Genomic DNA, 12,483 nt, shown 5'->3' on the forward strand with positions numbered 1-12,483 from the left:
AAACCAGATGCCGCCCCCAGCACGCGGGATTCGATCCCGTGTTTTCATGATAGTACGCAAGCACCCGGCGATCACATGATCGGCCAACTAGTTGAACGTAACATGCGGCAATATGGGAGTCGATGCAGAATGCCGCAGCGCAGCGATCGGTTGCGCGAGGTCATGGCCGTTCCTTGACGAGTGCGCTAAGCATGCCGCGTGACAGCGGAAACAAGACCGAGCCCCTGGTGGGAACGCGGCGTGATCTACCAGATCTACCCGCGCTCGTTTCAGGATACCGATGGTGACGGCGTCGGCGATCTCGCCGGGATCGCGGCGCGGCTGGACTATGTCGCGTCGCTCGGCGTCGATGCGATCTGGCTTTCGCCGATCTTCCCCTCGCCGATGGACGATTTCGGCTATGACGTGAGCGACTATTGCGGGATCGAGCCGATGTTCGGCGATCTCGCGGGGTTCGACCGGCTGCTGGCGGCGGTGCATGCGCGCGGGCTGAAGCTGCTGCTCGATTTCGTGCCCAATCACAGTTCCGACCGGCACGCCTGGTTCGTCGAGAGCCGCTCGTCACGCGACAATCCGAAGCGCGACTGGTACATCTGGCGCGACGCCGCGCCGGACGGCGGGCCGCCCAACAACTGGATCAGCGATTTCGGCGGCTCGTCCTGGGAATGGGACGAGGGCACCGGCCAATATTACCTCCACGCCTTCCTGAAATCGCAGCCCGATCTCAACTGGCGCAACCCGGATCTGCGCGCGGCGATGATGCGCGTGCTGCGCTTCTGGCTGGATCGCGGCGTCGACGGCTTTCGGATCGACGTGCTGTGGCACATCGTCAAGGCCGAAGAGCTGCCCGACAATCCGCTCAATCCCGACTGGACGCCCGATCGCACCGAGCGTGACCGGCTGATCCAGGCGTTTTCGACCGATCAGCCCGAGGCGCATGCGATCTCCGCAGATTTCCGCGCGCTGGCCGACAGCTACGGTGAGCGCGTGCTGGTCGGCGAGATCTTCCTGCCCAATGACCGCCACGCGCGCTGGTACGGCACGCCTGAACGGCCCCAGGTGCATCTGCCGTTCAATTTCCAGCTCATCGAGAACCCGTGGAATGCCGCCGTGCTGCGGCGGGTGATCGCCGACTATGAGGCGAGCCTGCCGTCCTATGGTTGGCCGAATTGGGTGATGGGGAGTCATGATGCGGCGCGCATCGCCGCGCGTATCGGCGAAGCGCGGGCGCGCGTCGCGGCGATGCTGCTGCTGACGTTGCGCGGTACGCCGACGCTGTATCAGGGCGACGAACTCGGCATCGGCGAGGTGGCGATCCCGCCCGATCGCATCCGCGACCCGCAGCATTTCCGCCAGCCAACGCTGAACATCGGCCGCGACCGCTCGCGCACGCCGATGCCGTGGAATGCGACGCCCTTCGCCGGGTTCAGCACCGTCGAGCCCTGGCTGCCGCTGAATGGCGACTGGCCGGCGCGCAACGTGGCGGCGGAGGAGCGCGATCCGGCGTCGATGCTGGCTTTCTACCGGCGGTTGCTGGCGCTGCGCCGCGCGGAGGAGGCGCTGGCGCTCGGCGACTTCGCACTGCTCTCCGCGCCGGACGGCGTGCTGGCCTATGAGCGATCGCGGGGCGGGCGGCGGCTGCGCGTGCTGCTCAATCTCACCTCGAAGGAGGTAACGATGGAGTGGCAGGGAGCGCCGCTGCTCTCGACGCTGACCAGCGCGCCCGAACCGGGCAAACTCCGTGCCGACGAAGGAGTCGTAATCGCATGAAAATCGCGATGCTCGCGCCGATCGCCTGGCGTACGCCGCCGCGCGGCTATGGTCCGTGGGAACTCGTCACCAGCCTGCTGACCGAGGCGCTGGTCGCGCGCGGGGTGGACGTCACGCTCTTCGCCACACTCGACAGCATCACCGCCGCGACACTCGATGGCGTCGTCCCGGCGGCGTACAGCGAGGATCCGTCGATCGACGCGAAGGTCTGGGAATTCCGGCACCTCGCGCACCTGTTCGATCAGGCCGGTCGCTTCGACCTGATCCACAATCAGGCGGATTTCCCGGCGCATGCCTTTGCCGGGTTGGTCGACACGCCAATGGTGACGACGATCCACGGCTTCTCCTCGGATCGCATCCTGCCGATGTACGCGCCCTATCAGGACCGCGTGCATTACGTCGCGATCAGCGACGCCGACCGCCATCCCGATCTGCGCTACGCCGCGCGCATCCATCACGGCATCGTGATCGACGAATTTCCGTTCGATCCGGCGGGCAGCGAAGACCTGCTCTTCTTCGGTCGCATCCATCCCGACAAAGGGCCCGCCGAGGCGATTGCCGCCGCGCGCGCGAGCGGTCGACGCCTCGATATGTACGGCATCGTGCAGGATTCGGGCTATCACGAGCGCGATGTCGCGCCGGGGATCGACGGCGACATCATCCGCTTTCACGGCGTCGTCGGCGGGGCGGAGCGGCTGCGCGCGTTGGGGGAGGCGTGGGCGTTGCTTCATCTTATCAACTTCGATGAACCTTTTGGGTTGTCGGTGATCGAGGCGATGGCGTGCGGGACGCCGGTGATCGCGACCAATCGCGGATCGATGCCCGAGCTGATAGAAGACGGTGTGACGGGCTTTCTGGTGGAGAACGTCCAGCAGGCGGTCGCCGCGATCGACCGGATCGGGGAGATCGACCGCGCCGCCGTCCGCCGCGCGGTGGCCGAACGCTTCTCGGTCGAGCGGATGGCGGACGAGTATCTCGCACTCTACCGGCGGATTCTCGGGCGTTGACGTTTTGACGCGCGGGGAAGGGGGCGTTAAGGGGCCCGCATGGCTTACAAGGAACCTACATTCAAAGATCGCGCCGCTCTGTCGGCCGATGCGAAGCAACGCGCGCTGGAGAAGCTGAAGGCGAAGCCGCCGCTCGACCCCGCCGTCGTCGCCGAACGCGCCGCCGCGCGCGAGGCGAAGGAAAAGGCCGAGGCCGAGAAGCGCGCCGCCAAGAAGGCCGCGATCGAGCAGGCCAAGCTCGACAAGATCGCCAAGGCCGAAGAGGCCAAGCGCGCCGCCGAGGAAGCCGTTCAGAAGACGCAGCTCACCGAGGCCGAGAAGAAGGCCGCCCGCGACGCGCGCTATGCCGCGCGCAAGGCGAAGAAGCGCTAGGCCCCTTCCACCGTTCGCCCTGAGCTTGTCGAAGGGCTGTTCTTCTTTTCAACCGAAGAAAAAGGGCAGGGCTTCGACAAGCTCAGCCCGAACGGTTTTGGGACTCGCCCGTACGTCACGGCACGTTCTTCGCCAGTTCTTCCAGCCACACCGTCGCCACGCCGTCGGACGGCGCGCGCCAGTCGCCGCGGGGGGAGAGCGCGCCGCGCGTCGATACCTTCGGGCCGTTGGGGATGGCGGAACGCTTGAACTGGCTCGTCACGAAGAAGCGCACGAGGAACTTCTCCAGCCAGCCCTTGATCGTCGGCAGGTCGTAGGCGACGCGCGCGCCCGCCGGCACGCCGAGCGGCCAGCGGCCCGCCTCGGCGTTGCGCCATGCGTGGTGCGCGAGGAAGGCGATCTTCGACGGGGCCATGCCGTAGCGCACGACGTGGTGCAGGAAAAAATCGTTGAGCGCGTAGGGCCCGATCTTGCTCTCGGTGCTCTGGATCGCGCCGTCGGCACCGGCCGGCACCAGCTCGGGCGAGATTTCGGTCGCGACGATGCGGCCGAGGATTTCGTCGGTCTCGGCGTCGAACTGGTCGCTCTCGATACACCAGCGGATGAGGAACTGGATCAGCGTCTTGGGCACGCCCGCATTGACGGCATAATGGCTCATCTGGTCGCCGACGCCGTAGGTACACCAGCCGAGCGCCAGCTCCGACAGGTCGCCGGTGCCGACGACGAGGCCGTTGTGGCGGTTGGCGAGGCGGAAGAGATAGTCGGTGCGCAGGCCGGCCTGCACATTCTCGAAGGTGATGTCGAAGACCGGCTCCCCGTTCGCGAAGGGGTGGCCGATCCCTTCCAGCATCGTCGTCGCGGCGGGGCGGATGTCGATCTCGTCGCCGTCGATGCCGATCGCGCGCATCAGTGCCCAGGCGTTGGACCTGGTCGCGTCGCTGGTCGCGAAGCCGGGCATGGTATAGCCGAGGATGTGCTTGCGCGGCCGCCCGAGCAGATCGAGCGCCTTGGCCGCGACGATCAGCGCGTGCGTCGAATCGAGCCCGCCGGAAATGCCGATCACCAGCCGTTCGGCCTTCGCCGCCTCGAAGCGCTTGGCGATGCCCTGCACCTGGATGTTGAACGCCTCGTAGCAATCCTGATCGAGCCGCTCGGGCGTGTTGGGCACGAAGGGGAAGCGGCGCGTCTCGCGGATCAGGCCGATGTCGGCGAAGTCGGGCTTGTGATCGAACGAAACGCGGCGAAAGTGCTTCTCCGGGTCGCCCGCGCGCCGCGCCGCGTCGTTGAAGGTGCCGACGCGCATCCGCTCCTGCTCGATACGTTCGGCATCGAGATCGGCCAGCACGATCTCGGGCTCGCGGCCGAAGCGCGTCGATTCGGTCAACAGCTCGCCGAGTTCGTGGATCATCGCCTGACCGTCCCAGGCGAGATCGGTGGTGCTTTCACCGGGGCCGCTCGCAGCGAAAACATAACCGCACACCGCGCGTGCGCTTTGCGAGGCACACAGCAACGCCCGCTCGCGCGCCTTGCCGATGGTGATGTTCGAGGCGGAAAGATTGCAGCAGATCAATGCGCCCGCCAGCGCGCCGTGCGTCGAGGGCGGGGTCGGCGCCCAGTAATCCTCGCAGATTTCGGCGTGGAAAACGAAATGCTCGAGGTCGGTGGCGGCGAACAGCAGGTCGTCGCCGAACGGGCAGGTCTGGCCCGCGACCGTGATGTGCGCGCCGCCGGTATCTGCACCGCTGGCGAACCAGCGTTTCTCGTAATATTCGCGGTAATTGGGAAGGAATGTCTTGGGCACCACGCCGAGGATCTTCCCGCGCGCGATCACTACCGCGCAATTGTAGAGGCGGCCGTTGCGCGGGAGCGCCGCGCCGACCAGCAGGACGGGGCGCAGGCTCGCGGTGGCCTTGGCGACCTCGCCGAGCGCGGCCTCGGTCGCATGATGGAGCGCGGTCTGCAGGTGCAGGTCGTCGATTGCGTAGGAAGAAATGTTGAGTTCTGGAAAGACGAGCAGGTCAGCGCCGCGCTTGTGCCCGTCCTTCGCCAGCGCGATCGTCGCGGCGGCGTTGGTGGCGGGATCGCCGACGGTGCCGGGCGGCGTGCAGGCACCGACGCGGATCAGGCCGTGCCGGTGGATCGAGAGGAACGGGTTCGCCTTCGCCATCAGCCGTGCTTCGCGATCACCATCACGCCGATCGCGGGCTCCGGGCTGTTCGAGAGCTGAATCGTGTAATCGCCGGGCGCGAGCGTGAAGGCGACGATCTTGCGGATGCCGCTGCACGGGGGTCCGTGTTCGTGCGTCGTCGAGGCGACCGTCTTGCCGTCCTTGACGACGTCAATCCAGGCCCCGGTGCCGAGCGCGACCTGATAGGTGCCGGCGGTGGCGATCTTGAGCGAGAGCATCCCGCCCCAGGTGTTCGGCCGGGGCGGCCGCGCGAGGGCCAGCGTGTAGGCGACCTTCTCTGTCGCATCGAGCGTGAGATCGGTGCGTGTGCCGATCGTCAGCGCCGGCACGGTGCCGCCCGCCGCGACCGAGGTGGGCGGCACCCATTCCGCCCATGCCCCGGACGGTGCGGCCGTGGTGGGCGGGCAGGGTGTGTCGCTCGGGATCGCGGCGGGCGCCGCCATCGTCGATGCACTCGGGGCGGCGGGCGCGATCAGGCGCTGCGCGCTCGCCCCGCTGGAAAGCAACGCGGCCAGTGCTGCTGCGACGATCACCTTGCTCATGTGCGAACCCCTTTGCGAACCTTGCGGCGTCCTTACAACACATTCGCGGCGCGCGAACCAGTTTGCGCATTGACGCGCGCCCGCCAGCCAATAGCGTGAGGCCCGATAGGCAATCGGAGTGTGTGCGTGACGAAAATCGGTGGGTTTGCTCTGGTTTCCCTGATGGCCCTGGCATGGGCCGCGCCGGCCTGCGCGAAGGAGGCCGCGCATCCCGCGGCCGAGGCCCAAGCGCTCGACATGGCGAAGAAGGCGATCGCGTTCCGCTCAGTGCGCGGGCCCGGCAACCAGACCCCGCAATTGCTGGCGTATCTGAAGGCGCAGCTCGTCGCGGGCGGCTTCAAGGCCGAGGACGTGACGATCACGCCGGTCGACGACACCGCCTATCTCATTGCGCGCTGGCCGGGCAGCGACGGCGCCGCCAAGCCGCTCGTCATTTCCGGGCACATGGATGTCGTCGAGGCCAAGCCCGCCGACTGGCAGCGCGATCCGTTCACGCCGGTGGTCGAGAACGGCTATCTGTTCGGGCGCGGCGCGACCGACATGAAGCTCGACGGGACGATCGCGATCGCCTCGCTGATCGAGCTGAAGCGACAGGGCTACAGGCCGCGCCGCGACATCGTCATCGCCTTTTCGGGTGATGAGGAAACGGTGATGAAAACCAGCGAAGCCATCGCGCAGAAGCTGAAGAACGCCGATATCGTTCTGAATATCGACGGTGGCGGCGGGGCGCTCGCCGAGACGGGCAAGCCGCTCTATTTCACCTGGCAGGGGGCCGAAAAGACCTATGCCGACTTCCAGTTGACCGTCACCAATCCGGGCGGCCATTCCTCGGCCCCGCGCAAGCTCAACGCGATCAACCAGTTGTCGGCGGCGCTGGTGAAGATCGGCGACTATCGGTTCAAGCCCGAACTCAACGACCTGATGAAGACCTATTTCGTCCAGGCGGCGAAGTACGAGAATCCCGATATCGCCGCCGCCATGCGCGCCTTCGCGGCGAACCCCGCCGATCCGGCGGCGATCGAGACGCTGGCGGCGGACCCGTCGCAGGTCGGCAAGATCGGCACGACCTGCGTGACGACGCTCATCAACGGCGGCCATGCCGAAAACGCGCTGCCGCAGCGCGCGACCGCCAACATCAACTGCCGCATCTATCCGGGCCACAAGCCCGCCGCGATCATGGCCGAGTTGCAGCGCGTGGCGGCCGACCCCGCCGTCACCTTCAAGGACGTGACCGAGGGGTCGGTGCCGGCCGGTGCCTCGCCGATGCGCCCCGATTTCGTCGGCGCGGTGACGAAGGCGCTGGGCAAGGTCTATCCCGGCGTGCCGATCTTCCCGAGCCAGGCGTCGGGCGCGAGCGACAGCATGTGGTTTCGCCACGCCGGTGCCGACAGCTACGGCGCGAGCCCGATTTTCATCAAGGCATCGGACGAGTTCAGCCACGGCCTCAACGAGCGCACGCCGATCGCCAACATCGCGCCGGCGATCACTTATTATCTCTCGCTGTTCACCGACCTGTCGAAGTGATGGCGGCGCGCGCCGATCCTGCGCCGGAGGTGGAACTGGATCCCGATGCCGACTGGGGCCTGCCGGGGTGGATCTATCACGACCCGGAGTTTCTCGACGTCGAGATTGCGCGCGTGCTGCGGCCATCGTGGCAGATCGTCTGCCATGAGAGCGACCTGGCGGGGGCGGGCGCGTACCGGACGCTCGACTATCTCGGCGAGAGCGTTGTCGTGGTGCGCGGCGAGGACGGCGCGTTGCGCGCCTTTGCCAATGTCTGCCGCCACCGTGCGATGCGGATCGTCGAGGGGCCGGAGGGCTGCGCTAGGAAGCTGGTCTGCCCCTATCATGCCTGGGTCTACGAGCTCGACGGGCGGTTGTCGGGCGTGCCGTCGCGGCGTGATTATCCGGCGCTCGACATGGCGGCGCAGGGGCTGAAGCCGGTCGATATCGAGATCTGGTGCGGCTTCGTCTTCGTGCGGCTGGAGGATGATGGCGGGCCTTCGGTGGCGGCGATGATGGCGCCGTATGCGGACGAGATCGCGCCCTATCGCTTCGAGGATCTGCGCACGATCAGCCCGGTGCGGGAACGGGCGCGGGCGGTGAACTGGAAGAATGTCGGCGACAATTATTCGGACAACCTCCACATTCCCGTTGCGCATGACGGGCTGACGCGGCTGTTCGGCGACAGCTATGCGATCGCGGCGCAGCCGTGGGTCGACAAGATGAGCGGACGGCTGGTCGAGCGGCCGTCGCGGAATCCGTGGGAGCGCTTCTACCAGACGCACCTGCCGCGCGCGCCGCATCTGCCGGAGGAGGCGCAGCGGCTGTGGCTCTATTACAAGCTGTGGCCGAACATGGCGTTCGACATCTACCCCGATCAGGTCGATTTCATGCAGTGGCTGCCGATGAGCGCGACGACATGCGTGTTGCGCGAGATGGCGTTCGCCCTGCCGGACGACGGCCGCGAGATGAAGCTGGTGCGCTATGCCAACTGGCGGATCAACCGCGTGGTCAACGCCGAGGACACCTGGCTGATCGAGCGCGTGCAGCAGGGGATGCAATCGGCCAGCTTCACCGCCGGGCCGATCGGCGCGAGCGAGGTGTGCCTGCGCAGCTTCGCGGCGAAGATCCGCGCGCGGATCCCGGAGGCACGCTTGCCGCGCGCGCCGGCAGCGGGGTGGAGCAGGCGGGTGCGGGGGCACGAATGACGCGGAAATACGACGCACTCATCATCGGTGGTGGCCACAACGGGCTCGTCTGCGCCTTCTATCTCGCGCGCGCCGGGTTGAAGGTGCGCGTGCTGGAGCGGCGCGATGTGGTCGGCGGCGCGTGCGTGACCGAGGAATTCGCGCCCGGCTTCCGCAATTCGACCGCGAGCTACACCGTCAGCCTGCTGCGGCCCAAGGTGATCGCCGACATGAAGCTGCACGATCGCGGCTTTCGGATCATCGAGCGGACGATCTCGAACTTCTTCCCGTTTCCCGACACCTATCTGAAGCTCGGCGGCGGCACGGCGCGGACGCAGGCGGAATTCGCGCGCTTCTCGCAGAAGGATGCCGACGCCTATCCGGCCTATGACGCCGCGCTGGAGAAAGTGGCGCAGGTGCTGCGCGATCTTGCTCTCAAGACGCCGCCGAACGTGGGTGGGGGGCTGCGCGCGCTGATCTCCGGGGCGGGGCAGGGCTGGCCGCTGGCGAAGCTGGGGATCGAGGCGCAGCGCGATCTGCTCGACGTGTTCACCAAATCGGCGCGCGATTTCCTCGATCGCTGGTTCGAGGATGATCACGTCAAATCGGCCTTCGCCTTCGACGCGGTGGTGGGGAATTACGCGGGCGTCTCGACGCCGGGCAGCGCCTATGTCCTGCTCCACCACGTCTTCGGCGAAGTGAACGGCAAATACGGCGCGTGGGGCCATTCGGTCGGCGGCATGGGCGCGATCACCCAAGCGATGGCGGCGGCGTGCGTCGAGGCGGGGGTGGAGATCAGCCTCGAAGCGCCGGTCGAGACGGTGCTTACGGACGGTGGCCCAGAACGGACTAGGGCGGCGGGCGTTCGGCTGGTATCGGGCGAGGAGATCGCCGCGACCGTGGTCGCCGCCAATGTCGGGCCGGCGTTGCTCTATCGCCGGATGGTCGATGCGGCCGACCTGCCGGCCGATTTCAAGCGGCGGATGGACGGGTTCAAGACCGGCTCCGGCACCTTCCGCATGAACGTCGCGCTGAGCGAGCTGCCCGATTTCACCGTGCTGCGCGGCAAGGACAAGGCCGAGCATCACACCGCCGGCATCATCATCGCGCCGGGCATGGACTATATGGACCAGGCCTTCATCGACGCGCAGCAGTTCGGCTGGTCGAAGAAGCCGATCGTCGAGATGAAGCTGCCGACGACGGTCGACGACAGCCTCGCGCCGCCGGGGCAGCATATCGCCAGCCTGTTCTGCCAGCAGTTCGACCCCAAGGCCGATTGGGATGCGCACCGCGAAGCGGTGGCGGACCTGATCGTCGAGACGGTCAACGATCACGCGCCCAATTTCAAAGCGTCGATCCTCGCGCGGCAAATCCATTCGCCGCTCGATCTGGAGCGCAAGTTCGGGCTGATCGGCGGCGACATCTTCCACGGCACGATGGGGCTCGACCAGCTCTGGGCGGCGCGGCCGACGCTGGGGCATGGCGACTACCGCAGCCCGATCGCGGGGCTGTATATGTGCGGATCGGGTACGCATCCCGGCGGCGGCGTGACGGGTGCGCCGGGGCATAACGCGGCGCATGAGATATTGCGGGACCGGAGTTTGCTACGCCGGTTGTTTGGCTAGGCGCGGCTTCTCGACCAGCAGCACCCACAAATAGACCGGCACGCCCAGCGCGATCAGCACCAGCCCCCACGCCAGCGTCACCAGTCCGCAGCCGTAGATCGCCCATAGCGCGAAGGCGGCGGCGAGCGGGGCGGTGAACCACAAGGCACGCTCGTGCGGGATCAGCTTCAGCGCGGCGGCGGCGCAGGCGAGATAGGCCATCAGCCCGGTCGCGATCGACACCAGCGCCATGAACTCGAACAGGTTCGACAGCGAGCGACTGAAGTTCATCAGCGTGACGATCGTCAGCAATATGCTCGACACGATGTGCGCGCGGGCCGGCGATCCGGCGGCATTTGTGGGTGCCATCCAGCGCGGGAATACGCCGCCAACCGCCATCGCCTGCGCGACTTCGCCCTGCACCATGACGTAGCCGTTGAGCGCGCCGGCGGCGCTGATCGCGGCGAACAGCGCGACGAGGTTGCCCGCCGCCGCGCCCCAATAGGTCGCGATGAAGGCCGCGATCGGGGCGGGCGAGGCGGCGGCCTGCGCGTGCGGCATCAGCACGGTGATCGCGGTCGAGACGAGGATATAGACCACGCCGGTGAGCACCACGCCGATCATCGTCGCGCGCGGGATGGTGCGGCGCGGGTCGCGGATCTTGGCGGCGGGGACGGTCGCCGATTCGAGACCGACGAACCCCCAGAAGCTGAGCGCCACCGCACCCGATATCGCACCGGCGGCGAGCGGGACGGGGGCGACGTTGGCGGCGATGTCGGCACCGTGCGTCAGCAGGACGACGGCCGAAATCCCGATCACCGCGAACAGCGGCAGCAGCTTGAGCAGGGTCGTCGCCATCTGCACGCGGCTCGCCGCGCCGATGCCCGCGATGTTGACGAGCGTCACCGCCCAGACGAGCGCGACCGCCAGCACGGCGGGCAATCCCGGCACCGCCGCGACGGCGGGCGCGAACACGCTGAGCGCGCTCACCACCGCGACGGCGATAGCGGCATTGCCCAGCCACACGAAGATCCAATAGGCCCAGGCGACGAAGAACGCCGCCAGATGACCGAACGCGGCGCGCGTATAGGCATAGGGACCGCCCGCCGCCGGCAGATGCGCGCAGAGCCGGGCGAAGACGTGCGCGATGCACAATGCGCCGCCGATCGTGACGACCCAGCCGATCGCGCCGTTCCACCCCAGCGGCGCGAGATTGGCGGGGAGGAGATAGATGCCCGAGCCGATGAGATTGCCGACCACCAGCGCCAGGCACGCCCAGAAGCCGATGACGCGGCCCGGTCCGCTCGTGGTCTCGTCCATCGCCTTCCCCTTCACCGGGCAGTCGATACGATGTGCGGTGGCTTGGCAAGCGATTGGCGCGCCCGGCAGGATTCGAACCTGCAACTCCAAGCTTAGAAGGCTCGTGCTCTATCCAGTTGAACTACGGGCGCGCGCTGGGTTCCGGTTAGCGCGGTTTGCGCGGCTGCGAAACGGCGATATGTCGTCGGCCTAGCATTTCGGGGGCGGAACGATGGCGCTGAACAGGGTGACGGCGGGCGAGCTGCAGGGGCGGCAGTTCCGTTATTACGACTATGTGATGGTCGCCTTTGTGGTGATCCTGCTGCTGTCGAACATCGTCGGCGCGGAGAAGCGCTCGGTCATCGATCTGCCGTGGATCGGGCTGTGGCCGTTCGGGGCGGGCATCCTGTTCTTCCCGATCTCCTATGTGCTCGATGACGTGCTGACCGAGGTCTATGGCTATGCGCGGGCGCGGCGGGTGACGTGGGCGGCGTTCGCGGCGCTGATCTTCATGGCCGGGATGGAGTGGGTCGTCGTTCACCTGCCCGTCGCCGAAGGATGGAACGGGCAGGCGGCGTACGAGCGCGTGTTCGGCAGCGGCTGGCGGATCGTCGGCGCGAGCCTGGCGGCGTTCTGGGTCGGCGATTTCCTCAACGCCTTCGTGCTGGCGAAGATGAAGATCTGGACGCAGGGGAAGGCGCTGTGGACGCGCACGATCGGCTCGACGATCATCGGCGAGGGGGCGGACAGCCTGATCTTCTATCCGCTGGCCTTTTACGGCCTGCCCGACTGGCCGGTGCAGGCGCTGCTGATGGTGATGCTCAGCCAGTTCGTGCTGAAGGTGAGCTGGGAGGTGATCCTGACGCCCGTCACCTATGCGGTGGTCGGCTTCCTCAAGAAGCGCGAGGGCATCGACGTGTATGACGAGGGCACCAACTTCTCGCCGTTCCACACGCGGGTTTGAGCGCGGTTAGAGTGATAGCTCGCTTGACAGATTGACACCTGAATCGA

General features: G+C 67.1%; 10 protein-coding genes and 1 tRNA gene. 7 read left to right on the plus strand and 4 right to left on the minus strand.

Annotation, left to right across the window (positions count from 1 at the left end):
* Positions 1-240: 240 nt before the first annotated feature.
* From Q5H94_RS11265 to Q5H94_RS11275, 3 genes are read left to right on the plus strand one after another with little or no spacing between them, the layout of a single operon-like run.
* Positions 241-1,770, plus strand: coding sequence for an alpha-amylase family glycosyl hydrolase (locus tag Q5H94_RS11265; protein ID WP_304561370.1), 1,530 nt, complete (start codon positions 241-243; stop codon positions 1,768-1,770).
* The gene (locus Q5H94_RS11270) at positions 1,767-2,777 is read left to right on the plus strand and encodes a glycosyltransferase family 4 protein (protein WP_304561371.1); all 1,011 of its coding nucleotides are present in this window, start codon (positions 1,767-1,769) and stop codon (positions 2,775-2,777) included. Before Q5H94_RS11265 ends, Q5H94_RS11270 begins: the two co-directional genes overlap by 4 nt.
* A gap of 39 nt (positions 2,778-2,816) precedes the next feature.
* Positions 2,817-3,149 (plus strand): DUF6481 family protein, encoded by a 333-nt coding sequence (locus Q5H94_RS11275; protein WP_304561372.1) that lies wholly within the window; start codon positions 2,817-2,819, stop codon positions 3,147-3,149.
* A gap of 115 nt (positions 3,150-3,264) precedes the next feature.
* Here the strand turns inward: Q5H94_RS11275 and Q5H94_RS11280 are convergent, their stop codons facing one another.
* Both Q5H94_RS11280 and Q5H94_RS11285 read right to left on the minus strand, forming a co-directional pair.
* Positions 3,265-5,316, minus strand: coding sequence for an NAD(+) synthase (locus tag Q5H94_RS11280; RefSeq protein ID WP_304561373.1), 2,052 nt, complete (start codon positions 5,314-5,316; stop codon positions 3,265-3,267).
* Positions 5,316-5,879 (minus strand): hypothetical protein, encoded by a 564-nt coding sequence (locus Q5H94_RS11285; protein WP_304561374.1) that lies wholly within the window; start codon positions 5,877-5,879, stop codon positions 5,316-5,318. Before Q5H94_RS11285 ends, Q5H94_RS11280 begins: the two co-directional genes overlap by 1 nt.
* Before the next feature lie 162 nt (positions 5,880-6,041).
* Between Q5H94_RS11285 and Q5H94_RS11290 the strand changes: the two genes are divergently transcribed.
* The 3 genes from Q5H94_RS11290 to Q5H94_RS11300 are packed head-to-tail and all read left to right on the plus strand — an operon-like array spanning position 6,042 to position 10,194.
* Positions 6,042-7,403: a M20/M25/M40 family metallo-hydrolase gene (locus Q5H94_RS11290; protein ID WP_304561375.1), complete on the plus strand. Its 1,362-nt coding sequence runs from the start codon at positions 6,042-6,044 to the stop codon at positions 7,401-7,403.
* Positions 7,403-8,590, plus strand: a complete 1,188-nt coding sequence (locus Q5H94_RS11295) for an aromatic ring-hydroxylating oxygenase subunit alpha (RefSeq protein ID WP_304561376.1) — start codon at positions 7,403-7,405, stop codon at positions 8,588-8,590. The genes Q5H94_RS11290 and Q5H94_RS11295 overlap by 1 nt, the downstream gene beginning before the upstream one ends.
* The gene (locus tag Q5H94_RS11300; protein WP_304561377.1) at positions 8,587-10,194 is read left to right on the plus strand and encodes a phytoene desaturase family protein; all 1,608 of its coding nucleotides are present in this window, start codon (positions 8,587-8,589) and stop codon (positions 10,192-10,194) included. Before Q5H94_RS11295 ends, Q5H94_RS11300 begins: the two co-directional genes overlap by 4 nt.
* Here Q5H94_RS11300 and Q5H94_RS11305 read toward each other — a convergent pair.
* Both Q5H94_RS11305 and Q5H94_RS11310 read right to left on the minus strand, forming a co-directional pair.
* Positions 10,174-11,493: an amino acid permease gene (locus Q5H94_RS11305; protein WP_304561378.1), complete on the minus strand. Its 1,320-nt coding sequence runs from the start codon at positions 11,491-11,493 to the stop codon at positions 10,174-10,176. The two genes, Q5H94_RS11300 and Q5H94_RS11305, sit on opposite strands and share 21 nt — an antisense overlap.
* Positions 11,494-11,547: 54 nt before the next feature.
* Positions 11,548-11,624, minus strand: a tRNA-Arg gene (locus tag Q5H94_RS11310).
* 80 nt (positions 11,625-11,704) lie between these two features.
* Between Q5H94_RS11310 and Q5H94_RS11315 the strand changes: the two genes are divergently transcribed.
* Complete coding sequence (locus tag Q5H94_RS11315) at positions 11,705-12,436, plus strand: queuosine precursor transporter (protein ID WP_304561379.1); 732 nt, start codon at positions 11,705-11,707, stop codon at positions 12,434-12,436.
* Positions 12,437-12,483: the final 47 nt, after the last annotated feature.

Origin of the sequence: Sphingomonas immobilis (assembly GCF_030580995.1) — a bacterium.
Taxonomy (GTDB): Bacteria; Pseudomonadota; Alphaproteobacteria; order Sphingomonadales; family Sphingomonadaceae; genus Sphingomonas; species Sphingomonas immobilis.